At 62.6% G+C, this 25,324-nt stretch carries 21 protein-coding genes and 1 riboswitch; of the genes, 17 read left to right on the top strand and 4 right to left on the bottom strand.

From position 1 onward, the window contains the following. Positions 1–139: 139 nt before the first annotated feature. The 8 genes from GGR90_RS10450 (at position 140) to GGR90_RS10415 (ending at position 8,491) form a co-directional block, all read left to right on the top strand. Positions 140–739: a class I SAM-dependent methyltransferase gene (locus GGR90_RS10450; RefSeq protein ID WP_245198620.1), complete on the top strand. Its 600-nt coding sequence runs from the start codon at positions 140–142 to the stop codon at positions 737–739. 21 nt (positions 740–760) lie between these two features. Further along, positions 761–1,765 carry a hypothetical protein gene (locus tag GGR90_RS10445; RefSeq protein WP_167921368.1) on the top strand — a complete coding sequence of 335 codons (1,005 nt, stop codon included), beginning with the start codon at positions 761–763 and terminating at the stop codon, positions 1,763–1,765. A 57-nt stretch (positions 1,766–1,822) separates the two neighbouring features. Continuing rightward, positions 1,823–3,115, top strand: a complete 1,293-nt coding sequence (locus GGR90_RS10440) for a hypothetical protein (protein ID WP_167921367.1) — start codon at positions 1,823–1,825, stop codon at positions 3,113–3,115. A gap of 144 nt (positions 3,116–3,259) precedes the next feature. Then, a complete protein-coding gene (locus GGR90_RS10435; protein WP_167921366.1) occupies positions 3,260–4,066 on the top strand; it encodes a hypothetical protein in 807 nt (268 codons plus the stop codon). A 58-nt stretch (positions 4,067–4,124) separates the two neighbouring features. Further along, positions 4,125–4,874 (top strand): glycosyltransferase family 2 protein, encoded by a 750-nt coding sequence (locus GGR90_RS10430; protein ID WP_167921365.1) that lies wholly within the window; start codon positions 4,125–4,127, stop codon positions 4,872–4,874. Positions 4,875–4,878: 4 nt separating this feature from the next. Further along, positions 4,879–6,006 (top strand): GDP-mannose 4,6-dehydratase, encoded by a 1,128-nt coding sequence (gene gmd / locus GGR90_RS10425; protein WP_381448867.1) that lies wholly within the window; start codon positions 4,879–4,881, stop codon positions 6,004–6,006. 11 nt (positions 6,007–6,017) lie between these two features. Further along, on the top strand, positions 6,018–6,974 hold the full coding sequence (fcl, locus tag GGR90_RS10420) for a GDP-L-fucose synthase (RefSeq protein ID WP_167921363.1): 957 nt from the start codon (positions 6,018–6,020) through the stop codon (positions 6,972–6,974). Positions 6,975–7,255: 281 nt separating this feature from the next. Beyond that, on the top strand, positions 7,256–8,491 hold the full coding sequence (locus tag GGR90_RS10415) for a sugar transferase (RefSeq protein WP_209023672.1): 1,236 nt from the start codon (positions 7,256–7,258) through the stop codon (positions 8,489–8,491). 53 nt (positions 8,492–8,544) lie between these two features. Here GGR90_RS10415 and GGR90_RS10410 read toward each other — a convergent pair whose 3' ends face one another. The 3 genes from GGR90_RS10410 to GGR90_RS10400 all read right to left on the bottom strand — a co-directional run bounded on the left by GGR90_RS10410 (position 8,545) and on the right by GGR90_RS10400 (position 11,648). Beyond that, positions 8,545–9,402, bottom strand: a complete 858-nt coding sequence (locus tag GGR90_RS10410) for a hypothetical protein (RefSeq protein ID WP_167921361.1) — start codon at positions 9,400–9,402, stop codon at positions 8,545–8,547. A gap of 70 nt (positions 9,403–9,472) precedes the next feature. Continuing rightward, positions 9,473–10,474: a hypothetical protein gene (locus GGR90_RS10405; protein WP_167921360.1), complete on the bottom strand. Its 1,002-nt coding sequence runs from the start codon at positions 10,472–10,474 to the stop codon at positions 9,473–9,475. A gap of 157 nt (positions 10,475–10,631) precedes the next feature. Beyond that, the gene (locus tag GGR90_RS10400; protein ID WP_167921359.1) at positions 10,632–11,648 is read right to left on the bottom strand and encodes an NAD-dependent epimerase/dehydratase family protein; all 1,017 of its coding nucleotides are present in this window, start codon (positions 11,646–11,648) and stop codon (positions 10,632–10,634) included. Between the two features lie 236 nt (positions 11,649–11,884). Here GGR90_RS10400 and GGR90_RS10395 point away from each other — a divergent pair, with 236 nt between their 5' ends. The 6 genes from GGR90_RS10395 (at position 11,885) to GGR90_RS10370 (ending at position 22,285) form a co-directional block, all read left to right on the top strand. After that, complete coding sequence (locus tag GGR90_RS10395; protein WP_167921358.1) at positions 11,885–13,348, top strand: protein adenylyltransferase SelO; 1,464 nt, start codon at positions 11,885–11,887, stop codon at positions 13,346–13,348. Between the two features lie 67 nt (positions 13,349–13,415). After that, a complete protein-coding gene (locus tag GGR90_RS10390; RefSeq protein ID WP_167921357.1) occupies positions 13,416–14,609 on the top strand; it encodes a nucleotide sugar dehydrogenase in 1,194 nt (397 codons plus the stop codon). Positions 14,610–14,793: 184 nt separating this feature from the next. Beyond that, complete coding sequence (locus tag GGR90_RS10385; protein WP_245198565.1) at positions 14,794–17,094, top strand: autotransporter assembly complex protein TamA; 2,301 nt, start codon at positions 14,794–14,796, stop codon at positions 17,092–17,094. Beyond that, positions 17,094–21,326 (top strand): translocation/assembly module TamB domain-containing protein, encoded by a 4,233-nt coding sequence (locus tag GGR90_RS10380; protein ID WP_167921355.1) that lies wholly within the window; start codon positions 17,094–17,096, stop codon positions 21,324–21,326. Before GGR90_RS10385 ends, GGR90_RS10380 begins: the two co-directional genes overlap by 1 nt. Further along, the gene (locus GGR90_RS10375) at positions 21,326–21,541 is read left to right on the top strand and encodes a hypothetical protein (protein ID WP_167921354.1); all 216 of its coding nucleotides are present in this window, start codon (positions 21,326–21,328) and stop codon (positions 21,539–21,541) included. The genes GGR90_RS10380 and GGR90_RS10375 overlap by 1 nt, the downstream gene beginning before the upstream one ends. Continuing rightward, positions 21,513–21,702, top strand: a riboswitch (yybP-ykoY riboswitch). Its footprint overlaps the gene before it by 29 nt. A gap of 10 nt (positions 21,703–21,712) precedes the next feature. Then, positions 21,713–22,285 (top strand): TMEM165/GDT1 family protein, encoded by a 573-nt coding sequence (locus GGR90_RS10370; protein WP_167921353.1) that lies wholly within the window; start codon positions 21,713–21,715, stop codon positions 22,283–22,285. Here GGR90_RS10370 and galE read toward each other — a convergent pair. Then, on the bottom strand, positions 22,282–23,298 hold the full coding sequence (gene galE / locus GGR90_RS10365) for a UDP-glucose 4-epimerase GalE (protein WP_167921352.1): 1,017 nt from the start codon (positions 23,296–23,298) through the stop codon (positions 22,282–22,284). The two genes, GGR90_RS10370 and galE, sit on opposite strands and share 4 nt — an antisense overlap. Before the next feature lie 169 nt (positions 23,299–23,467). On the opposite strand from galE, the gene GGR90_RS10360 reads away from it, so the two are divergent. Genes GGR90_RS10360 through GGR90_RS10350 form a run of 3 tightly spaced genes read left to right on the top strand, consistent with a single transcriptional unit; the run spans position 23,468 to position 25,322 of the window. Continuing rightward, positions 23,468–23,764, top strand: a complete 297-nt coding sequence (locus GGR90_RS10360) for a BufA1 family periplasmic bufferin-type metallophore (RefSeq protein ID WP_167921351.1) — start codon at positions 23,468–23,470, stop codon at positions 23,762–23,764. A gap of 6 nt (positions 23,765–23,770) precedes the next feature. Next, the gene (gene bufB, locus GGR90_RS10355) at positions 23,771–24,631 is read left to right on the top strand and encodes an MNIO family bufferin maturase (RefSeq protein ID WP_167921350.1); all 861 of its coding nucleotides are present in this window, start codon (positions 23,771–23,773) and stop codon (positions 24,629–24,631) included. Further along, positions 24,624–25,322: an HvfC/BufC family peptide modification chaperone gene (locus GGR90_RS10350; RefSeq protein WP_167921349.1), complete on the top strand. Its 699-nt coding sequence runs from the start codon at positions 24,624–24,626 to the stop codon at positions 25,320–25,322. Before bufB ends, GGR90_RS10350 begins: the two co-directional genes overlap by 8 nt. Positions 25,323–25,324 lie beyond the last annotated feature (2 nt).

Below are 25,324 nucleotides of genomic sequence, written 5' to 3'. Positions count from 1 at the left end.
CTAAGGCGCAAAGACGAAGATTAGAATCAAAGGGAAATTGATGACTAGCGGACCTTCTCTCCTCAAAAGGGCAACAACGAAGCTGGCCGAGATCAACCAATCGGCGGCCGACGCGCGTGCGGCGGTCGAATTGGCCAAGATGGGCGTACCCTATCTTCCGTGGCCGGCGTCGGCGATCGCGCCTTCGGCCCTGTTGTCGATCTTGAACGACATCGAAATCAACGGTCGGCGCAATATCGTCGAATTCGGCTGCGGGATTTCGACCGTTTATATGGCAATGGTCGCCAAGCGCACCGGGGCCAGGATCATCAGCTTCGACGACAATCCCGCGTGGGCCGCGATCGTGCGCGAATGGATCGATCGCATCGAAGCCGCCGCGCATTGCGAGATTGTGATCGCGCCGCTTGGACCCAACGACCACGCCGTCGACGGCAACCATTGGTATGATCAGGCCGTTGTCGCCGATCGCTTGGCCGAGGTGACGGTCGACCTTGTCCTCGTCGACGGTCCCATCGCCTACACCCAAGAGAAACGGCTGGCGCGATATCCGGCGCTCCCCAACATATCGGCCCGACTTGGCGATCGCTGCGCGATTTTCCTGGACGATATCCGGCGGTCGGGCGAGCAGGAAATCGCCGAGCGGTGGGCCCGGCAATTCGATCTGACGTTTGAACATCACCCGGGCCGGGGCGGCTACGCCAAGGCCGTCCGCGGGGATGCCTTTTACGCGGCATTTTGATCGCGTTCGAGTATCCGGGGCATGAAACGCAAATCCTATGTGTATGTGGAGCGCGACGACGGTCATCGCCAATCATATCAGGCGATTATATCGAAATGGCTTGATGTCGAGCCGCTGTATGGGCGCGTCGACATGCGTCTGCTTGGAAAGATGGTGCGGGCGCCGCGGCTCATCTTTTCGACGATCGACGACAATTATTTCACCTTCATTCTGATTTCGTTGGTTCGCGCGGTTTGCGGGCGTCGAACGGTGGGAATATTCCTCCGCCCCGCACAATGCTTCACCGGCACGCGATTTTATCATCGCTGGAAACGCCGTGCCTTCTCGATGCTTCGTCGGGTCCGGTCGATCGCCGTGTTGACCATCGTGCCCTTTGCGGTGCGACCCGAATTCGCATCGGTCGCACGCGATTGGATCCACGATCCCCAGATGTGGGATGTCGCGGAGAGGGAGAAGGTTGCGCCCCTCACGCCGCTGGCGCAATCGCTGAAAAAAGCCGCGTCGGGCCGCCGGATATTATGCTTTGTCGGCGGCGTATCGGTCATCAAGGGCATCGAATTCCTGCGGGATATTGCGTGCGCCGATACCGGCTTGGCCGACCGTTACCTCGTTGCGGTCATGGGGAAGTCCGATACGGAAAGCGCGGGCCGTGTGGAAGAGCTGGCGGCCTGTGGGGCAATGGTCGTCGATCGCCATCTCTCCGACTCCGAATTGGAGAGTCTTTACGGCGTTGCCGACATGATATGGGCCTGTTATCGGCCCGATTATGATCAGGCGTCGGGCGTTTTCGGGCGCGCCTTCCAAACCGGAAAAACATCCGTGGTCCGATCGGGGTCGGTCATCGAGCAATATGCGGATTATGTGGGCGCAAAGGTGTTGGCGATTGACTATGGCGAGCCCGCCCGCGCGGTGGAAGCGATCGATTCGCACGCAAGCGCGGGCGACACCATGGCGAACGGCGTCGATGTCCGGTCCATCGCCGCGATGCGTCAGCAGTTCGTCGAGGCTATCGCGAAGTGGCAATGACGGTCCTGAACAAATTCTGCTATCGGGTCGACGCGACCGGGCTGTGCTGGTGAGGCCATGAAGAAATTATCCGAAATATTGGCCTTCCTGACCGCAGCCTTTATCCCGTTTCCGACGCTTGGCTATCCGGTAGCTGCCGACCTTACCATTTCGCCGGCTCTGGTATGCGGATCGCTGTTTTTGCTGGTCAACATTTCCAAAGCTTTTGCCCGGCGGGATTATCTCGTCGCCGCTATCGCAATGGCGGCCTGCTTTATCGTTTCGAACATCGGCCGGAATCCGGTGGGCAGCTATCTGCCCTCTCTGGTCGCGCTATTCGCCGTGATTTCGCCGCTCATGCTCGGGAATATCGAGCGAAGCGTCAGTCGGGCAATGATCCGGGGGTTTCTGGTCGGTCTGGTCGTCACTCTGGCGATCTCTTTCATCGAGCTTGTCGGTGCGCTGCTCCGTATCGACGATATCCTGATCCTCCTCGATACCATTTTTCCTGATGGACGCCGCGGAAATCCCGCGCCTTACCTGCGGCCAAAGGCGGGCTTCTTCGAACCCTCCCACCTTGCCGTCTATCTCGCTTTCGCGTTCGTGATCGTCGATATCGCGTTCCAGAAATCCAAACTTTCCAATGCCTTCAAGGCCTTGATAGGCGTCTCGATTCTGTACGTTGGTTCGCTGTCCGGATTCCTGATCGTAACATTCTATATCGCAGCCCAATGGTCGGCCGTGATTTTCAAGAAAAAGCGCAACGCTTTCATTTCATTTATGACGTTGATCATGGCGTTCGTCGTGGTGCTTATTTACTGGGACGATATCATATCCAGTACATATTTCGAGCGTATCGGCATTGTTAGCGAGGCTTTTTCCCGAGGGGATCTGGTCGGCAGCGAGGGGAGCCGGATCAACGCGTTCCGGCCGGTTCTGGACTATTGGTCCGAAAATGGTTGGACCGATTTTTTCCTGGGCACCGGATATGGAAATTATTCCGACTGGCTTATTTACAGATACGGAGGGTTGGGTGTATTTTCCAGTGCTGGTCGCGGCGATATTGATAATATATTCGCGGCAGTGATGCTTTCGACGGGCGTGCTAGGCATAATTTCATACCTGACGTTTCTCTTTGTGAGATTTTACTCGATCAGCAAAGGCCGGTTGATCGCAATCGGTATTTTCGTCGTCGCCGTGCATTTTTCATATGGCCATATGATTTCCTATCTTGTTTGGTATCTGTTTCTGGTTCTGGTCAACGCGCTGTCCTTACGGCGCGGCGCCGAACTGGCATCCGGAAATGGTGGATTGGCGGCATCGCCCACCGCGGAGCCGTGGCGCCGCGCAAGCGCAGGTATCGGCGGATAATCGGTGCATATCCACTTTTATCACGTTGACGGGCTGGGCCGGGATGCCGACGATGGCGGCGCGATCTTCGATCGCAAGACCGTCGCGGCACTTCGGCAATCGGGCGCTGCGGTCGATGAACTACCCGTTCTCCGCCGCCGGGCTTTGCGTCTGCCGACATGGGCCGGCCGGATCGAGACGTCACGACTTCGCATTCCAACGGACGAAACCGGCGGGCACACGATTTTGTCGCACGAGGCGACCTTCGACCTTGCACGCGTGGTAAATGCCGATGCGTTGATCGTGCACAATTATTTTCCGCGCTTTCGTTTCCCCGATCGTAAGGACCTGGAATTATATTATCGGCTCGGCGCGCTCAACCATTATCGCCGCGCGTTCGATCGGACGCCCCGGCTCTTCTTTCTCTCCCATCGTGAACGCGACGCCGCCGAGGACGATTTTCCGGGCATTCGCGGGCGAACGATCGTCGTTCCGCCTCCTCCCGCACCCGCCGTTCCCTCCGCTCGGCGGATGGGGATCGTACATGTTTCGGGCTCGGAAGGCTGGTTGCCCAAGAGGCTTTCCCGTCTGACGGACGATCAAATCGCGCGCTTTGCGAAAGCGGGTTTTGTCATCGGCGATTTTGACCCCGACCCCTCGTCCGCGTTCGGGTTGATCAACGACCGCTTTACCGTCGGCTTCAAGCTGAAACTGATGCAGATGATCGCGTGCCGTGATATCATCGCGAGCTGCGCCGACATCGCTGACGAGATGGAAAGGATCGCGCCCGGCTATCCCTTCTGGCGGCAGGTCGCATCGGTAGACGAGGCGCTCGAGTATTTCCGCGATATACGCGATCGTCTCACGGTAGAAGAGATCGACGCGGCTTTCGACGAAGCTGCACCCCGTTGGCGGATACCTTCTTGGAAAGACCATGGCGAGGCCATTTTGAACGGGCTGTCAGCAACATGACGCGGATCACATCGGGCCATGAATGGTTTCCACGCCGAGGTAATTAACTGAAAATTCGATGAAAATTTCAATTCTAACCGCTGTTTGGAATCGAGTGGCCACATTGGGCCAAGCGCTCGATAGCCTTGAGGAACAAACGCATTCCGATTGGGAGCATGTCGTGCAGGACGGCGGCTCTACCGACGGAACCCTCGCGCTGCTGGCGGCAAGGCCGGATGCCCGGCGCCATGTCGAAAGTCGCCGTGATGGTGGCATCTATGAGGCGCTCAACCGTGCTTTTGCACGCAGTTCGGGTGAAATTGTCGGAGTGCTCCATTCGGATGACTTTTTCGCCAGCCCCGATATTCTGGCGCGGGTATCCGACGCCTTCGCCAAAACCGGCGCGGATGCGATCTATGGCGATCTCGACTATGTCGCGGCGGGGGATACATCGCGCGTCGTTCGGCACTGGAAGTCCGGAGCTTTCGATTCCGATCGACTTCGTCGGGGATGGATGCCGCCGCATCCCGCTCTATTCCTGCGCCGGGACGTGATCGAACGATTGGGCGGTTATGACACGTCCTTTCGTATCGCGGCGGACTATGACGCGATTCTTCGCTATTTCAGCGACGAGGAGGTGCGCGTTTCCTATCTTTCTGGCGTCATGGTCAAAATGCGCCTAGGGGGCGAGAGCAATCGCTCTTTGGAGCGTATCCTCCGCAAGAGTCGGGAGGACTATAGGGCGCTGCGTCGCAACGACATCGGCGGCCTCAGCGCATTGTTCCTCAAGAATATACAGAAAGTTCCGCAGTTTTTTCGGAAATCGTGAAGGTATGGTGATGACTAAAAAGGCTTTGATCACGGGCATTACGGGCCAGGATGGCTCCTATCTCGCGGAGTTTCTGCTGGAAAAGGGCTATGAGGTCCACGGCATCAAGCGCCGGGCGTCGATGTTCAATACGCAGCGGATCGACCACATCTATGAAGACCCGCACACCGACAACGCGCGCATCATTCTCCATTACGGTGATCTTACGGACAGCTCCAATCTGACGCGCGTGTTGTCGGAGGTCCAGCCCGACGAAGTGTATAACCTCGGCGCGCAGAGCCACGTCGCGGTCAGCTTCGAAGCCCCCGAATATACCGCCGATGTGGACGCGATGGGCACGCTCCGCTTGCTCGAGGCGATACGTTTTCTGGGTCTCGACAAGCGAACCCGTTTCTATCAGGCTTCGACCTCGGAGCTATACGGGCTTGTACAGGAAACGCCGCAGCGCGAGACGACGCCCTTTTATCCGCGCTCGCCCTATGCCGTCGCCAAGCTCTATGCTTACTGGATCACCGTCAATTATCGCGAGGCCTATGGCATTTATGCCTGCAACGGCATTTTGTTCAATCACGAATCCCCGCGTCGGGGCGAGACCTTCGTGACGCGCAAGATCACCCGCGGACTTTCGAATATCGCCCAAGGGCTCGAGAATTGCCTCTATATGGGGAACATCGACGCGCTGCGTGACTGGGGCCATGCGAAGGATTATGTGCGCATGCAGTGGATGATGCTGCAGCAAGACCACCCCGAAGATTTCGTGATCGCCACGGGCATTCAATATTCCGTCCGTGAATTCATCCTGTGGTCCGCGGCCGAACTCGGCATCACCCTTCGCTTCGAGGGCGAAGGGGTGGAGGAGAAGGCGATCGTCGAGGCGATTGCCGGCGACTCCGCGCCCGCGATCAAGGAAGGCGACGTCATCGTCCGGATCGACCCCCGCTATTTTCGCCCGGCGGAAGTCGAGACCCTGCTGGGCGATCCGGCCAAGGCCAAGGAAAGGCTCGGCTGGGTTCCGGAAATCACGGTTCAGCAAATGTGTGCGGAAATGGTCGCCGAAGATCTGCGAGCGGCCAAGCGTCACCGTTTGCTGCGTGAAAACGGGCTCGATCTTCCGGTGTCGATCGAAACATAAAGGCTGAACCGATGAAATATTATGTTGCCGGGCACCGGGGAATGGTGGGGGGCGCCATCCTCCGCCGCTTGCAGCGAGCCGGCGCGGACGTGGTCGTGCGATCGCGTAGCGAACTCGATCTCACCGATCAGGATGCGGTGCGGCGGTTCATGGCGAGCGAGCGCCCGGACGCGGTCGTGCTGGCGGCCGCAAAGGTCGGGGGAATTCACGCGAACAACAGCTATCCCGCCGATTTTATTTATGAAAATCTGATGATGGAATGCAATGTCATCCATCAGGCATTTCGGGTGGGCGTCGAGAAACTTCTTTTTCTTGGTTCGTCCTGCATCTATCCGCGCGCGGTTTCGCAGCCCATGCGCGAAGATGCGTTGCTGACCGGCGTTCTCGAGCCCACCAACGAACCCTATGCCGTCGCGAAGATCGCCGGCATCAAGCTGTGCGAAAGCTATAATCGTCAACATGGCATGGATTACCGGAGTGTCATGCCGACCAATCTCTATGGGCCGGGCGACAATTTCCATCCCGACAATTCCCATGTCATGCCCGCGCTGATCCGGCGATTCCACGAGGCGGTGGAAGAAGGTCGCGACGAAGTCGTCATCTGGGGCAGCGGCACCCCGCGCCGTGAATTTCTGCATGTCGACGACATGGCGGAGGCTTCGCTGTTCGTTCTGGGGCTCGACAAGACGGTTTACGAGGCCGAGACCCGTCCGATGCTCAGCCACATCAATGTCGGGACCGGGACGGACGTCAGCATCGCGGACCTGGCCCGTCTCGTCGCCGACAAGACCGGCTTTGCCGGACGCATCGCGTTCGACACGGCGAAGCCCGATGGAACCTTACGCAAGTTGATGGATGTTTCCAGACTCGCACGGATGGGATGGCAAGCGACCATCGCTCTCGATCAAGGGGTTCAGGAAACATATGAATGGTTTCAACAAAACAAGGCCGCGCTGCGTGAGGCATGACAGCCCGGCGGTTCGGTCTTTGTGCGGCGATCAACGCGAAAGCGGGCCAGACCGCTGCGCTCCCGGCTTGCCTGGCCGGTTTCTCTCGCGATAATGAACGTCCACCTCCCTTGCGGTCGTGAGCATGCGGATATTGTCCGCTTTTGTGACCCTGAAGCAGCGAAACGAAATTGTTAACTTCACCGAACGCTTCCGATCTTCAAGGAAACAGGCGTGTTGGAGCGCCGGAGCCTCCGATACGCGGCGGCCTGACCTTGCAGTTGTTTTTTTCCTCGCTGCGCGTGCAGTTCCTGATCTGCTTCTTCGCGGGTGTCATCCTTCCGGTTCTGATCTATTTTCTGAACGATCTGTCGGCCCTATCCGAAAATATACCCGCCTGGAACTCTACGCTGGCGGCAACCTTCGCGATAATGGCTGGCGTGGTTGGGGTGCGCAAGCTCGCCGATTTCCCCGGCACAATCGGCGCCAGCTATGTTTTTCCGGCATTTGCGGCGAGCTATGGCGTCGCTATGTTCGCCATCCTTCTCATCCGCGCGCCTTACAGCGGCGTGCTCCTGTCGATCAGCTTCGCATTGAGTCTGACCGCACGCTTCGCAATCAGCGCGATGGAGAAGCGAGGGGGTCGGGGAGTTTATTTCCTGGTGCCCGGGGGAAATATCGACCGCATCCGCCGCGATATGGAAGCGGCTTCGATCATGCTCGACAAGCCCGTGTTGCCGAATATGCCCGATGCCATCATCGTCGCCGATCTGCACCATGACCACACTGCCGAGTGGGAGCGCACTTTCGCGATCGCGGCCCTCAACGGCATGGGCGTCCACCATTACAAACAGGTGTGGGAAGCCCAAACCGGCAAGGTCCGCATCGAGCATCTGTCGGAAAACAGCTTCGGATCGCTGATCCCGAGCAATTCCTACGCGAAGGTCAAGCGCCTGTTCGATATTGCGTTGACGTCGGTTGCTCTTCCCATCCTCATTCTGCCGCTATTGGTCGTCGCTTTTCTTGTCCGGATGGATTCGCCCGGATCCGTGTTCTTTCGCCAGGAAAGAATAGGCTATCGAGGGCACTCGTTTCGTGTCCTGAAGTTTCGTACCATGCGGGCCAAGAGCGCGGAGACGGACGAGTCGATCGATTCGGTGCACGAAGCGATCACGCGCGACGACGATGATCGCATCACCCGAATTGGACGCTTTCTGCGCAAGACGCGGATCGACGAACTTCCGCAAATTCTGAACATCTTGCGCGGAGAAATGAGCTGGATCGGGCCCCGGCCCGAGGCTCGACCGCTCTCCGAATGGTATGAAAGGGAAATTCCCTTTTATTCCTATCGCCATATCGTGCGGCCCGGGATCACGGGGTGGGCGCAGGTGAATCAGGGGCATGTCGCCGCGATCAGCGAAGTCCATGACAAGCTCCGCTTCGATTTTTACTATATCAAGAATTTCTCGTTGTGGCTGGATCTCGTCGTGCTGTTCAAGACCGTCGTGGTTGTCGTCCGGGGTTCGGGCGCGAAGTAAGGCTCGTCGGTCTCTATCCCGCCAGGCATCCCGGGGTGAGGGGGCCGGGGAGCTTACTGCGCATCGATCCTTTTCAAAAATTGCACGGTCTCCTGCCACCATTGTTCGTCAGAATTCCACTTGGCCTTTGTCCCGGCCGCCTCATTCCATCCGCCCCAGATGATCACGCCGTCGGCCAGGCGGTAGGCCGTTTCCAGTTGGCGCTTCCAGTAGGGCCCGGGAATAGGGCGCGGCGGCCGGAGATTTCCTTCATTGTGATAATGAGGCCATAGGAAGACATAGACCGGCTTCGACGACAGACGCCGCGCTTCGCAAATTTGCGCCGTCGCATTCGTGACCCACCGGGTTTCATCGGGATAATAGGTATAGATCGACGGGAACAGGGCATCGACGTCCTCTGCCAGCGGCGCCGCGCGGTCGTTCTGTTTCTGCCATTCCCTGTATTTTTCCGAATCCATCGGCGTCACGGTGCGCCAATAGTCGACCAGGGGAACATAACCGTAGAATCCGACCTCGCGCTTCGTGCCGGTCGCGCGAAAGGCATCCAGAATGGCTTGCAGTTTGGTCAAGCCATGCCCGGCCTGCGCATCGCCTTTCGCGAGGTCATAGTCTTCGAAATCGAGGACGATCGGTGCGCCATCGTCGGGCAGTCCCTCGACATAGCGGTTCACCATCGCCTGATCCGGGGGGCCAAAGCGCGCGACGCCGGGCGCCCAGATTTGCCGATCGATGATGTGAATCGGCTGCATGCCATAGGCGCCGAAATCGGGCTGTCCGTCGAAGAAGAGGCCGTTGAAAACCTTGAACGGCCGCGGCACCGGTTTTGCGCATTCGAGGGCGTAAACCTCCGCGCCCGATGCGAGAAGGAAGAAGGCGGTGATCGACGCGGTGATGGAAGCAAATCGGTTCATGCTGTTCAGGTTTCCAAATTTTCGGGGCCAGCGATGCTATTCACCGTGGTATATTCGAAGGGTAAACCGGCTACTGCACAGATGGCCATATGTTATAGGATCTTAGCGACTGATTAGCCGATTTTCTTTCGAGAGCGTGCGCAGGTGCCGGGAGGCGGTCGAGCATTGCCCGCACTTCGATCGTGCGAGGGCGCAAGGACACGACCGAATAATAGGAGGGCGTTCCCCCGGTCGGAGCTTCGCCGCGCACCGATAACGCCGCGCCCACATGATCCGTCGCCAGCAGGTAACGATCATTTGTTCCGGTCGGTCTGTAAGCGACGCGTCCTTGGCCCAGATTGGAATCCAGACACCAAAAGCTGCCCGAAATTCGGGTGTCCGGGGCCTTCTCCCGCTTGGTAAGCGTGACGAGGCCGTAGGCGGGAACATCCTCCGGCCGGCCGGAGGGGTGCGCGAGCGGGGTCGCGCAGGCGGTTATCGGGCGGATCGGCTTGCCGCGCGGAGCTGGCGGGAGCTTCATGTCCGCGATGGCCGTTTGCATCCAGGCGGCGGTATCACCGGCGCTACGCTTGAAAGAAACCGCGCGCAGGTGAACATACCAGTCGCCGACCGAAAAGAGCGCCACCCCGATACTCTGCCGTTTTCCGGTCGGTCTGCGATCATAAACCGCAAGCAAGCCGGTGTCGCTGCCGAGGGCGGGCGGGTCGAAAGGGCTCGGCGGGACGGCAAGTTTTGCGCCCTCATAGTCGCCCAGCGATTCCACCGACCGCTGCGCCTGAGAAAACCACAGAGGCACATTCCCGGACGTGTTGCGGAAGATATCGATGGACAGGGTGTCGCCGCCGTGGGTCGACCCGAAAGAGATGTGAGCGTTGGGACCGGAGGGGGCAAAGGTCAACGCGAGTTGGCGAGGAAGGCCGCCGATCGTTTCGGGGAGGGCGATGCTGCTGCTCTTGTGCGTCCATATGCTATCGGCCGATCGGGCGGATCGATCATTCGCGTCCGACGAACCGGCGGGCACAATGCCGAGCATCGCAATCAAAAGGATACGAACCGAATCGATCACATTCATAAACTTGGATCCTGTTTCCAAGGCCGAAGGATGGCGGTGGCAACGATCGCCCGCCCGCGCGCGTCGATATGACCGACATCGCCGAGGCCGACTATCGCGGTTGCGGCATCGTCATGGGATGCCGCAACCGTCCCGGCGCTGTTTCCCTCGATCATCATCAAACTTCGTAATATTCCCGATACCAGGCGACGAAATCGCGCACCCCGGACCGGAAGTCGGTGCGCGGCGTATAGCCGGTCAAGGCCTCAAGCAGCGATGCGTCGGCCCATGTCGCCGGCACGTCGCCCGCTTGCATATCCATATAATTGCGAAGCGCCTTCACTCCGACTTCGTCCTCGATCGCTTCGATAAAGTCGAGCAGGCGGACCTTGTCCGAATTCCCGATGTTGACGATGCGAAACGGTGCGGCAGGCGACAGACTGTCGCCGGGAGTCGGCTCGCCGCGATCGGCGACGCCGGGTGGAACCGCGTCGATCAGAAGCCGGATTCCACGCACCAGGTCGTCGACATAGGTGAAGTCGCGCCACATATCGCCGTGATTGTAGATATCGATGGGGGTTCCTTCGATGATCCCCTTCGTAAATTTGAACAAGGCCATGTCGGGGCGGCCCCACGGGCCGTATACCGTAAAGAAACGGAACATCGTCGTCGGCAGGCCCCAAAGATGCGCATAGCTGTGCGCCATCGCTTCATTGGCCTTTTTGGTTGCCGCATAGATGGTGAGCGGCGTGTCGGTTTTCTGCCGCTCGTCGAAGGGCATTTCCTCATTGGCTCCATAGACCGAGGAGGTCGAAGCCATGAGCAGATGGTCGATACCGAGTTCGCGCGCACACTCCATGATGTTGAATGTGCCGACGATATTCGTGTCGATATAGGCGCGCGGATTTTCCAGACTGTATCGTACGCCGGCTTGCGCCGCGAGATGAACGATGACGTCGGGCTGGACCGAACGAACATATTCCATCAGCCGGTCGGCTTCTTCGAGGCGGAATTCCTGCGCGGTGAAGCGGTTCGAACGCGACGTCAGCATGCGGTGGCGCTCGACCTTGATCCGTACGTCGTAATAGTCGGTCATGGCATCGACGCCGAATACTTCAAAACCTTCGTCCAACAGGAGCTTGCAGAGGTGAAAGCCGATGAATCCGGCGCTGCCCGTGACGAAAATTTTCTTCATAATTCCATTCTGCCGACTCTGGACACGGCGGGCCGAAGGCACGCCGGTGCGGCATAGGACAGGCGGGGCGCGATCGAAATGGTCAATCTCGTCCAAACGGACCAACCTGGGATATATTGCGATGAGGAGACGCTTCCGATGCGGGGCGCGGCACGGCCATGCGCAACCGGTCCCGGCGCAATCACAAGCAGGCTGGCCCACTTGCATTCATGGCGTCAACGCTAGACATAGGCGCCATGGATTTCGCTTTCGAAAATAGTTTCCACGATTCCATGGAAGGCTTTTACGCGCCCGCGGAAGCCGCCAAGCCCTCCGCACCGAAGCTGCTCCTGTTCAATCATGCGCTCGCCGAACGGCTCGGGATCGAGGTTGCGGATGCAACGGACGATCAGCTGGCGCGCATCTTTTCTGGCGAGGAGGCGCCCGAAGGCGCAAATCCGCTCGCGCTGGCCTATGCCGGGCATCAGTTCGGGCATTTTTCTCCCCAGCTTGGCGACGGGCGCGCGCTTTTGCTCGGCGAAATCGTCGCGCCCGATGGTGCGCGTTTCGATGTCCAGCTCAAGGGATCGGGGCCGACCGCCTTTTCGCGCAACGGCGACGGCAAGGCGGCGATCGGCCCGGTGCTGCGCGAATTCCTGGTATCCGAGGCGATGGCGGCGATGGGCGTGCCGACGACGCGTGCGCTCGCGGCGGTCGCGACTGGCGACCGGGTCCATCGCGAGCGCGCGCATCCGGGCGCGGTGCTTACGCGCGTCGCGAGCAGCCATATCCGCGTCGGCACCTTTCAGTTCTTCGCCGCGCATTTCGGCGCCGATCACGTCACGCAATTGTCGGATTACAGCATCCGGCGGCATTTTCCCGATCTTGCCGAGGCGGCCAATCCGTATCTTGCGTTGCTCGACCGGGTGACCGGGCTACAATGCGAGCTGGTGTCGCACTGGCTGGGTGTGGGGTTCATCCATGGCGTGATGAACACCGACAATGTCGCGATCAGCGGCGAAACGATCGATTACGGTCCCTGCGCCTTCATGGACCGCTTTGCGGTGAACACCGTGTTCAGCTCGATCGATGCCAATGGCCGCTATGCCTATGGCCGCCAGCCGCAGATCATGCACTGGAACATGGCGCGCTTTGCCGAGGCGTTGCTGCCGGCGATCCACCGCGTGTCGCCCGAGGACGTCGAGGCGGCAAAGGCGATCGTCGATGCGATTCCGGGCCGGTTCCGCGCCAGCTGGCATGCGAAGGCGAGGAAAAAGCTGGGGCTGAACGGCGAGGGGGCGGACGACGGCGAATTGATCGACAGCCTGTTCGACGAACTCGAAACGCACAGCGTCGACTTCACTTCCTTCTTCCGCGCGCTCGCGATGCTGCTGCGCGGCGATGGCGCAATGCTCGAAGGCTTGCTTCCCAGCGCCGATGCTATGGCGCCGTGGATCGCCGCATGGTGGCGGCGTATCGAACAGGATGCGGGCAATCCGCTGGAAATCGCCGACGCGATGGACGCGGTGAACCCGCTTTATATCCCGCGCAACCATCTGGTCGAAGAGACGCTGGATGCAGCCGAGGCCGGCGATCTTGCGCCGTGGCTCCAATTGCTTGGCGTCGTCCGCAACCCGTATGAAGTCCGCCCGGGGCTGGAACGCTTCGAGCTGCCAGCGCCCGCCGATGCGGGGCCTTACAAAACCTTTTGCGGCACCTGAGGGTCGCGGTTGAGCCGCCGCATCGCAGTTGCTAGGGACGGCGCCGCATCACTCAGAGGATAAGTCATTGGTCCCAGCACAAGTTTCGCCCGCCAAGATCGCCGTCGTCGGCACGGGCTATGTCGGCATTTCCAACGCGATCCTGCTGGCGCAGCATAATGAGGTCGTCGCGCTCGACATCGATGCGCGCAAGGTCGAGCAGCTCAATACGAAGCAATCGCCGATCGCCGATCCCGAGATCGAGGATTATCTGGCGAACCGGCCGCTGAACCTCATCGCGACGACCGATCGCGAGGCGGCCTATAAGGGCGCGGACTTCGTCATCGTCGCGACGCCGACCGACTATGATCCCGATACCAATTATTTCAACACGCGCACGGTCGAGAGCGTGATCGCGGATGCGCTGGTCATGGCGCCCGATGCGCTGATCGTCGTCAAATCGACCGTGCCGGTGGGCTTCACTGACAGGATGCGCGCTGAATTCGGCACCGATGCGATCGTCTTTTCGCCCGAGTTTCTTCGCGAAGGGCGCGCGCTCTATGACAATCTCCATCCCTCGCGCATCATCGTCGGCAACACGCATCCGCGCGCGGCCGATTTCGCGCGGCTGTTGCTCGAAGGATCGCTGAAGCCCGATGCCGCGATCCTGCAGACGGGCAATACCGAGGCCGAGGCGATCAAGCTGTTCGCCAACACCTATCTCGCGATGCGCGTCGCCTTCTTCAACGAACTCGACACCTATGCCGCCGCGCACGGCGTCGACCCGCGTCAGGTGATCGAGGGCGTGTGCCTCGACCCCCGGATCGGCAGCTTCTACAACAATCCCTCCTTCGGCTATGGCGGCTATTGCCTACCCAAGGACACCAAGCAGATGCTCGCCAATTACGAGGATGTGCCGCAGAATCTGATCCAGGCGATCGTGTCGTCGAATACGACGCGCAAGGATTTCGTCGCGTCCGAGGTGATCAAGCGCGGCCCCCGCATCGTCGGCATCCATCGCCTCGCGATGAAGGCGGGATCGGATAATTTCCGCGCGAGCAGCATCCTGGGCGTGATGAAGCGCGTCAAGGCGAAGGGGATCGAGGTGATCGTCTATGAACCGTTGATCGAGGAGGAGCGGCTGTTCAATTCGCGCGTGATCCGCGATCTGGACGCATTTAAGGCGGAGGCCGATGTCATCATCGCGAACCGCGTGACCGACGAACTCGCCGACGTCGCGGACAAGGTCTATAGCCGCGATCTGTTCGGCGCCGATTCCTGACCATCTCCCCCGGGCGCAACTCGCCGCATCGCCGGGAACTGTCCCAATGTCGGAGAGTTAGCTTGGAAACAGGGGAGAAACGGGTTGCACAGCCATATCTCGCGAGCCACAACGATGCACCGGTGGCCAGCAGATGAAACAATCTGAAATTTTGCGTGAATCATGCTGGCGCCCATCGTTGCGGATGCGCCCGCTGCTGATCGGCGCGGTCTCGCTTATCAGCCTGACCTGGGCGGGCACCGCGCAGGCGCAAACGCCGGAGCAGGATGTCGCGCCGCCGAAGGTGGTGCCGACACTCGACACCGGCTCGGCCAAGATCGCAGCGCCATCGCCGCCACCGACCGAAGCGCAATTGCCCGCCGTCGAACCGATCATCGGGGATGAGGAGTTCGAAAAGTCGATCCCGCCGATCCGCGCCGAGGATGACGCCGAACTCGACCGGCCACTCGAATCGATCGCGGAATTCGAAAAGCGGATGGCGGCCGAAGCGGCGGAGAGCGCGGCGAGCGGTGCCGAGGATGCAGCGGACGCCAGCGCAGAAGCGCAGCCGCCGCAAGTGGACGGCGTGCCCGTTCCTGCGCTGGCCGACGGCGACGCGGCCGAGGCGATCGGCGATGCGCCGATCAGCGACAGCGAACTCGCAGCGCCGCTACCGCCGCTTGAAAATTTCGACGTCGAGCCCGTTCAATTCGCCGAGCCCGAAGACGACAGCGACAATGTCGAGCTTTCCTACGCGGTGCAGGTCAACGGACTGAGCGATGCCGACGACAGCACAATTGTCGATCTTGCCGACCTGTTCGGCGATCTGTCGGCGCTCTACGACGGCGACGGCAAAGCCGACAATGCGGCGATGATCCGCGCGCGCCTTTCCGCCGACGGCGAGCTGATGCAGCGAATCCTTGCCTCCGAAGGCTATTATGACGCGGTCGTCGACACCCGTATCGACCGCGGCCCGCGCGAGGAGGGGCAGGAGCGCCGGCGCCGGTCGACCACCGCGGTCATCGATGTGAAGCCGGGCAAACGCTATACTTTGGCAGACATTGTCATCGATGCCGATCCGACGATCCCCCCCAATCTGATCGCCGACAATTTCCCGCTGAGCGTCGGCGAACCGATCGTCGCGCAGCGCATTCAGGGTGCCGAGGCGGCGATCGCGCTCAAACTGCCCGAGGAAGGCTATCCCTTCGCCAAGGTCGGACAGCGCGATATCTTGCTCGACGGGGCGACGGGCGACGGCGTCTACACGCTGCCCGTCGATATCGGCAAACGCTCGCGCTTCGGGGGGATCGAGACGACCGGCGACCTCGCCTTCGACGCCGAGCATGTCGAAGTGCTCGCGCGTTTCAAGCGCGGCGACCTGTATGACAGCCGGATGGTCGACGACCTGCGGCAGGCGCTGGTCGCCACCGGCCTGTTCGCGACCGTCGCCGCCGAGCCGCAGCCGACGGGCGAGAGCGCCGGCGACGACACCGAATATGTCACGATGCTGGTGACCCAGCAGGCGGGGCCGCCGCGCACGCTGGCTGCCAGCGCCGGCTATAGCACGGGTCAGGGGATCCGGCTGGAAGGCAGCTGGACTCACCGCAACCTGCTGCCGCCCGAGGGCGCGCTGACCTTTCGCGGTGTGCTGGGAACGCAGGAACAGGGGATTGGCGCGACGCTGCGCCGCTCGAACGCCGGGCGCCGCGACCGCACGTTCGAACTCGTCACCGAAGTCACACGCAGCACCTATGATGCGTTCAACGCGATCACGGGCCGTGTCGCGGCGCGCGTCAGCTATGATTCGACGCCGATCTGGCAGAAGAAATTCACCTATGCCTATGGTGTCGAACTGATCGCGACGCGCGAGGATGATTATGATTTCGCGACGGGGGAGCGGAGTTACGACTTCTACACGATCCTAGGCCTCACCGGACAGGTCGGCATGGACCGCACCGACAGCCTGCTCGATCCGACCAAGGGCTTTCGCGTCACCAGCCTGATCCAGCCCGAAGGGTCGCTCGCCGGCAGCTTCTCGCCCTATGCTCGCCTGCGCACCGACATCAGCGGCTATTATCCGGTGACTGACAGCATCGTGCTCGCGGGACGGGTGCGCGTCGGATCAATCGTCGGCGCGGCGCGCGAGCGGCTGGCGCCCTCGCGGCGCTTCTATGCCGGTGGCGGCGGGTCGGTGCGCGGCTTCGGCTATCAGGAACTTGGGCCGAAGGACCCGAACAACGATCCGATCGGCGGCCGCAGCGTGAACGAGGTGGCGCTCGAGGCGCGCTATCGCTTCGGCAATTTCGGCGTCGTCGGTTTCGTCGATGCGGGGCAGGTCTATCGCTCGTCGGCGCCGACCTTCCAGAATCTGCGCTTCGGCGCCGGGATCGGCGCGCGCTATTACACCAATTTCGGTCCGATGCGGCTCGACGTCGCGACGCCGATCGGGCGCAAGCCGGGTGAGGCGCGGGTCAGCGTTTATGTCTCGATCGGGCAGGCCTTCTGATGGCCGAGGAGGCGCCTTTCGCCCCCGACGACGCCGCGCCGGCCAAGCGCCGGTCCTGGCCACTTGCTGTCCTGCGTTGGATCGGGATCGGGCTACTCGGACTCGTCCTGCTCTTGGCGCTGTTCCTCATCGGGCTCAACAGCGATGCCGGACGGCGCTTCGTCGTCACCCAGATCGAGAAATATGAATTCGAAAACGGGATGAAGATCGGCATCGGCCGGCTCGACGGCTCGCTCTATGGTGAGATGATCGTTAGCGATTTCACGCTGTCCGATCCGAAGGGCGTCTTCCTGCGCTCGCCCGAGCTTCGCGTCGACTGGCGCCCGATCCGCTATCTCGCAAACCATGTCGACATCAAATCGGCGACGGCGAAAACGCTGGTGATGGAGAAAGTCCCGGCGTTCAAAGCGGTACCCGACACGGGCGAGCCGCTGCTGCCCGACCTCGATATCGACGTCGGACTGCTCCGCGTCGACCGCTTCGTCTTCGAGCCCGCGGTAGCCGGCGAACGGCAGGTGGCGACGCTCCGCGGCAAGGTCGCGATCGCCGATCGGCGGGCGCAGGTTACCGCCGACGCCCGGACGATCGCGGGCGGCGGCGGGCAGGGCGATACGCTGAAGCTGGTCCTCGATGCGGTGCCCGAGGCAAATCGTTTCGCGGTAGCGCTCGATGTGGCGGCGCCTCAAGGCGGGGTGCTGGCGGCAATGGGCGGTTTCGAGGAGACGCTGACCGCCAAGCTCACCGGGCGCGGCGACTGGAAAGCGTGGAACGGTAATCTGACCGCAAGCCTGGGCGCCGCGCCGCTCGCGCGCGTCGCGCTGACGGCGCGCGACGGCACCTTTGCCGCCAAAGGAACGGCACAGGCATCGCGGCTGCTGACCGGTCCGGCGGCCGAACTGCTTGGCACCGAAACCGCAATCGACCTCACCGCCCGGCTGCAGGAGCGCAAGGCGGCAATCGACGGCCGGCTTTCGTCCGACGCGGCGCGGCTCGGGATCAGCGGCGGGCTCGACCTTGGCGCCAACCGGTTCGAGGGATTGCAGTTCGCGGCCAATATCCTGCGCCCGGGCGCGATCGCGCCGGCCGTGCGTGCGAGCGGCCTGCGTGCCACCGCGACGCTCGACGGCGAATTCGCGCTGCCGACGGTCGATTATCAGGCGAATGCGAACAGCCTCGCTGTCAACGACATTATCGTCGAAGGGCTGAGCCTCGCGGGCAAGGCGCGCGTCGATGCCGACCAGATCGTCATCCCCGTCGCGGGGCGCGCGGCGCGGATTCGCGGTCTCGACACCGTTGCGGGCGGCACGCTGGTGCAGGTCCGGCTCGACGGCGATCTCGCCTATGCGGACGGCCGCATCCTCAGCGACAATTTGCGCCTGCGCTCGCCGCGCATCGACGCCAAGGCGATCGTCATCGCCGATCTGAACAAGGGCTTCTACACCGGCGCGATCGACGGACGGATCAACGATTACCGGATCGAAAGCGTCGGCATTTTCGACATCGATACCGACGCCGACCTCAAGACCGCGCCGCGCGGCGGCTTCGAGATCGTCGGCAATGTCCGGGCGCGCTCGACGCGATTGTTCAACTCGGGGGTTCGCGATTTCCTCGGCGGCAATGCGACCGCGTCGAGCGCGGTGCGTTACGGCACCGACGGTATGATCCGCTTCTCCAGCCTCCGCCTGTCGGCGCCGCGCCTGCGTGTGACCGGGGGGCAGGGGAGCTATGCGCCGAACGGCCAGATCCGGCTGACCGCGCGTGCGAACTCGACCGATTATGGCCCGATCGGCGTCCAGCTTGCCGGGACGATCAGCGACCCGCGCGCGGTCGTGACCGCCGAGAAGCCGGGGCTCGGCATCGGGCTCGCCAATCTCGTGGCAAAGATCAACGGCGCGCCGAACGGCTATCGCCTCGCGGCGACGGGCGAGACCGACTATGGGCCGCTGTCGGCCGACGTCGTGCTGCTGATGGCGGCGGGCCCGCTGACGATCGACGTCGAACGCGGCGACCTTGCGGGAATAGGCTTCAACGGGCGGCTCGTGCAGAGCGAGGCGGGACCGTTCACCGGCCAGCTCAACGCGTCGGGGCAGGGGCTGGGCGGGCTGGTGCGGTTGAGCGCCGCGGGTCAATATCAGGCGGCGGCGATCAATATCCGCGCGAACGATGTCGTGCTGCCTGGCCCGGCGCAACTCGCGGTCGGTTCGGCGATCATCGACGCCGACGTCACCCTCTACGACCAGCCGCATATCGTCGCCGACATCCAGATCGCCGATACGCAGATCCGCGACTATGACATCGCGGTCGGGCGGGTGAAGATCGACTATCGCAACGGTAGCGGCAAGGCGCAGGCGTTGGTGGAGGGGACGAGCGGCGTGCCCTTCCGTATTGCGGCGAATGCCGACCTGACGCCCGAACTCTGGCGCGCGTCGGTGCGCGGGCGGGCGACGGGCATCAATTTCCGCACCACCACGCCCGCGCGGATCATTCCCGGGGATGACGGATATGAATTGCTGCCGACGACGGTCAATCTCGGCCGCGGCAGCACCGCGCGCATCGCGGGGCGCTTCGGCGACGGGATCATGCTCCAGAGCCGGCTCGAGCGCGTTAACATGGCGATCCTCAACGCCGTCTATCCCGACATGGGGCTGGGTGGCCGCGCGACGGGCAGTCTCGATTTCGAGCAGGCGAGTTCCGAAAGCTTCCCGCGCGCCGATGCCCGGCTCACGATCACCGGCTTCACGCGCACCACCGCGGCATCTGTGAGCCAGCCGGTCGACGTAAATTTCGCGGGCAAACTGCTCGCCGACGGCGGCGAGGCGCGCGCGGTGATGCGCAAGCGCGGCAGCGTCATCGGCCGGATTCAGGCGTCGCTGCGCCCGCTCGGCCCCGGCGCGGGTGGCTGGACCGAGCGGTTGATGGCCGCGCCGCTTGGCGGCGGCATCCGCTACAACGGTCCCGCCGACACGCTCTATTCCTTCTTCGGTCCGGCCGATCAGCATGTCGCGGGGCCGATCGCGGTCGCCGCCGATTTCAGTTGCAGCGTCGCCGACCCCTGCCTGGAGGGCGTGGTGCGCGGCAAGGACATGACTTATGAGAACCAGACTTACGGCACCAAGCTGACGAATATCGTCGTGAACGGCCGCTTCACGGGCAACCGGTTGGAGATCGAGCAGCTGACCGCGAAGGCCGGCGACGGCACGGTGCAGGCGAAGGGCTTCGTCAGCCTCGCTTCGGCCGACGGTTATCCGATGAACATCGCGGCGACGCTCGACAACGCCCGGCTTGCGCGCAGCGAGAATATCGCCGCGCGCGCGACCGGCAATTTGACGCTCGAAAAGGTCGCGGGGCAGGCCGCGCTGCTGTCGGGCAGCTTGCGCCTTCCAGAAACGCGCTATCGCATCGTGCGCGAAGGCGCGGCGCAGGTGCCGGTGCTGACCGGCGTGCGGCGCAAGCCGCCCACCGGGCGCCGGCGCATCAGCGGTGACGGGCTCGCCGCGGTCGGCGGCAGTCTGTTCGACCTCATCCGCCTCGACATCGCGCTGAAGGCGCCCGATGAAATCTATGTTTCGGGCATGGGGCTCGAATCCGAGTGGCGCGCCGACATCGTGCTCCGCGGGACGACGCAGGCGCCGCGGGTAACCGGTGAGATCGAGCTGGTGCGCGGCACGCTCGATTTCGCGGGCCGCTCGTTCGAGCTTCAGGAGGGCCGGGTGACCTTCCCGACCGGCGATGCGTTCGATCCCGCGATCCGCCTGATCGCCGACGACACGATCGAAACGGTGACGGTGACCGTCAGCGTGACCGGCCGCGCGAGCAATCCGCAGGTCGCCTTCTCCAGCGTCCCCGGCCTGCCGCAGGACGAGATCGTCTCGCGCATCCTGTTCGGCGATTCGATCACGACGCTGTCGCCGTTGCAGGCGGTGCAGCTCGCCGCTTCGCTCAACACGCTGAGCAGCGGCGGCGGCGGGCTGAGCCCGCTCGGTGCGCTCCAGTCGGCGACGGGTATCGACCGGCTGCGCGTGCTCGGGCCGGATGACACGGTCGGGCGCGGCGCGGCGCTCGCCGCCGGGCAATATATTACCAAGGACATCTATCTGGAGGTGATCACCGACGCGCGCGGCTATACCGCGACCCAGCTCGAGATCAGCCTGACGCGGGCGTTGTCGTTGCTCAGTCAGGCGGGCGGTTCGGGCGGATCGAACCTCAGCATCCGCTATCGCAAGGATTATTGATGCGCGCGGCCTTCCTGCTCGTGCCGCTGCTGCTCCTTGCCGCCTGCAAGGACGAGCCCGACTTCGATACGCGTTACGACAAGGCGGCGAAGGAAATCGAGGCGCGCGCCAAGGCGATGGATGCCGACATCGCCGAAGCCGAGAAGGCGGCCGCGTCGAAGGGCTTGCAAGCGGAGACCAAGCCGTCTAATCCGCCCGCGTCATCTGGGGAGTAGCCAGCCGTCCTTCGGGACGGGCCACCGTGTCAACATACTCGGCCGAGAGGTCGTGGTGCGGTGGAAGCGGGAGACCGCTTGGGCGAGACCAATGGCATCGACCTTCGTCCGGGCCGGGCGGCGGGTTTGATGTCTATTGGAATCGCGAAGCCGCCCGGCCCCGGAGTTGTCATGGAAGCCCTGTTCACCTCGACCGCGGTCGTCGCGCTCGCCGAAATCGGCGACAAGACGCAGCTGCTCGCAATCCTGCTTGCGACGCGTTTCAAAAGGCCGCTGCCGATCATATTCGGCATCTTGGTCGCGACGCTTGCCAACCATGCGCTCGCGGCGCTGCTCGGCGCGTCGGCCGCCGCCTTTCTCGACAGCCCGATCTTTCGCTATGCGATCGGCGCTTCGTTCATCGCCATGGCGGCGTGGACGCTGATCCCCGACAAATTCGATGATGATGAGGCGCCGAAACCGCGCTTCGGGGCGTTCCTGACGACGCTCGTCGCCTTTTTCCTGGTCGAAATGGGCGACAAGACGCAGGTGGCGACGATCGCGCTGGGCGCACAATATCACGATGTGCTTCTGGTGACCGCGGGCACGACGCTCGGCATGATGATCGCCAATGTGCCGGCGATTTTTCTGGGACACGAACTGCTGAAGCGCGTCGATTTGGCGAAAGTCCGCCTCGTCGCCGCCGGCCTGTTTCTCGTGCTCGGCCTGTGGGTGCTCGCGCAGACGGCGGGGTTGTTCGGCTAGTCCGAATTACGCCCTGCGAGCGTGCGTTCAAAGTTCCAGCTCGACGCGCACATGGCATCGAGATCGCGCTCGGCTTTCCAGCCCAATTCGTGCGCGGCGCGGTCGGGGCTGGCGAAGCAGCTTGCGACATCGCCGTCGCGGCGCGGCGCGATGCGATAGGGGATCCGGACGCCGTTCACGCGCTCGAACGCCTGGACCATGTCGAGCACCGAATAGCCCTGACCGGTGCCGAGGTTCCAGATCGATAGCGGTTCTTCGCTCTTCGTGATCGCCTCAAGTGCCGCCACATGGCCCTCGGCGAGATCGACGACATGGATATAGTCGCGCACGCCGGTGCCGTCGGGCGTGTCATAATCGTCGCCGAACACCGACAGTTCGCCGAGCCGCCCGGCGGCGACGCGGCTGACGAAAGGCATCAGATTGTTCGGAATGCCGTTCGGATTCTCGCCGATCAACCCGCTGTCGTGCGCGCCCACGGGGTTGAAATAGCGCAGGATCGCGATGCGCCATTCGGGATCGGCGGCGGCGACGTCGGCGAGCATCTCCTCGATCATCAGCTTGGTGCGGCCATAGGGATTGGTCGCCGACGTCGGGTGACTCTCGTCGAGCGGCAGATATTGCGGCTGGCCATAAACGGTCGCGCTCGACGAGAAGACGAGCGTCTTGGTCCCGCAATCGGCCATCGCTTCGAGCAGCGACAGGGTGCCGCGGACATTATTGTCGTAATATTTCATGGGCTCGGCGACCGATTCTCCCACGGCTTTCAGCCCCGCGAAGTGAATCACGGCCTCGATCGCATGATCCCGCATCGCCTGACGCAGCGCATCGCCGTCGCGGATGTCGCCGGTGACGAGCGGAACAGCACGCCCGGTGATCGCCTCGAGCCGCTCCATCACGGCTGGATCGCTGTTCGACAGATTGTCGAAGCAGATGACGCGGTGCCCGGCCGACACCAGCGGCGCCGCGACATGGCTGCCGATATAGCCGGCGCCGCCCGTCAGCAGAATATTCATGCCTCGCCTGTCTCCATTCGTGAGCCTTCGTTCGACGCAGGGCCTATTCTATCGGCTTCATCCTGCCAAATCATTGTCTCCCGCCTCGGCGTAACTTTCGCACCTTCCCCCGCGAACCCATGACGATGCCATCCTCCGCATCGTCCATTTTCTCAAAGGGAGAATATCCATGACCAACGCACTCAAACTGTCGCTCGCCGCTTCGGCTGTTCTTGCCATGGCCGCGGGCACCGCGATCGGCGGCGCCGCCGTCGCCGCCGAGGGCGCCAAGGAAAAATGCTACGGCGTTTCGCTCAAGGGCAAGAATGACTGCGCCGCCGGGCCGGGTACGAGCTGCGCGGGCACCTCGACCGTTGATTATCAGGGCAATGCCTGGAAGCATGTTGCCGCCGGTAGCTGCGTCAAGATGGGCGGTACGCTGACCGCGCACAAAGGCAATGCCAAGCCGGTCGCCAAGAAGGGCTGACCGCGCGTGACCGCTTCCCTGTCTTCGCCGCTGCCCGCACGCGCCGGTATCGGGCTCAAGCCCCAGCACTATGCCGATGTGCTGGCGGCGGGGCAGGGGACGGCGCCCGCCTGGGCCGAAGTCCACCCCCAGAATTATTTCGGCGCGGGCGGGCCGCCGCACCGCTGGCTAACCGCGATCGCCGAGCGATTGCCGCTGAGCTTTCACTCGGTCGGGCTGTCGCTGGGATCGGCGTCGGGTGTTGACGAGGGCGAACTCGACGCGCTCGCCACGCTTTGCCGTCGCTATGCGCCTGCGATGGTCTCGGATCATCTGAGCTGGAGCAACGGACGCGGCGACCGATTCCCCGACCTCCTGCCGATCCCCTATAGTCATGCGGCGCTCGATCATTTTACGGCCGAAGTTGGCCGCGTGCAGGACCGGTTGCTTCGGCCGATCCTGATTGAAAACCCCTCGCGCTATCTCGCCTATGCGGGCGACGATTGGGGCGAGGTCGATTTCCTGCACGAGCTTTGCCGACGTAGCGGCTGCGGCCTGCTGCTCGACATCAACAATGTCGAGGTTTCGGCCTTCAATCTCGGGCTCGATCCTGCGGCTTGGCTCGACGCTTTCGACCCGCGCCATGTCGGCGAAATTCACGTCGCGGGCCATGCGGTCAAGGACGACGATATGGGCGGGGCGATCGCGGTCGACGACCACGGATCCCCGGTGCGCGCGAGTTGCTGGGACTCGCTGGCGCGATTTCTCGACCGTTCGGGGCCGAAACCCGTGCTGATCGAATGGGATAGCGACGTTCCCGATTATGCGACCTTGATCGCCGAGGCGGCCAAGGCCGACGCGCTGCTGCGGGCGCCGGCCCATGCTTGAAGGGCAACAGGCGGCGCTCGCCGCAACATTGCTGCGCGGCCCCGGCCATCTGCCACCCGGTCTTTTCAAAGGCAGCGACGCCGCCGTGCTGCGCGGGCTTCGCGTCCACGCCAACACCATATCGCATGCGCGCCTCGTCGCCCTCGAAGAGACGTTCCCGCGCACGCGCGATTATCTGGGCACGGAAGCATTCAATCGGCTGTCTCGCCGATTTGTCGAGGAAGGCGGGGCCGAGCGCCGGTCGTTGAACGATATCGGCGCGGGCTTTGCGGGCTGGCTCGCCGATCCGCGCGCCGCCGACCTTGCACGCGTGGAATGGGCGTGGCTCGAAAGCTATCACGCCGCCGATGCGCGCGCGCTGGCGCTCGCCGATCTGATCGGTCTGGACGAAACCGAACTGCTCGGCCTGCCGGTCCGTCGGCACCCGGCGGTGCGCGTCGTAGCGCTCGCCAGCGATGCCGCGCCGCTCGTCGATCCCGCGTTCGCGGCCGATACGCAGGCGCTGCTCGTCACGCGCCCCGATACCGATGTCCGCCTGTTCGCGATCGAGCCTGCCACCGCGGCGGCGCTCGGCATGGCGGAAGAAATCGCGCCAGTGGGTAACCTGATCGCGCATCTCGCCGAACAGCATCCGGACGGCGGCGGCGCCATCGCGGCGCTGATCGAGACCGGGGCTTTCGAAAGGGTTTGAGC

The organism is Sphingopyxis italica, assembly GCF_011926545.1.
In the GTDB taxonomy this organism is placed as follows: Bacteria; Pseudomonadota; Alphaproteobacteria; order Sphingomonadales; family Sphingomonadaceae; genus Sphingopyxis; species Sphingopyxis italica.
This window is presented reverse-complemented; position numbering and strand designations above follow the sequence as displayed.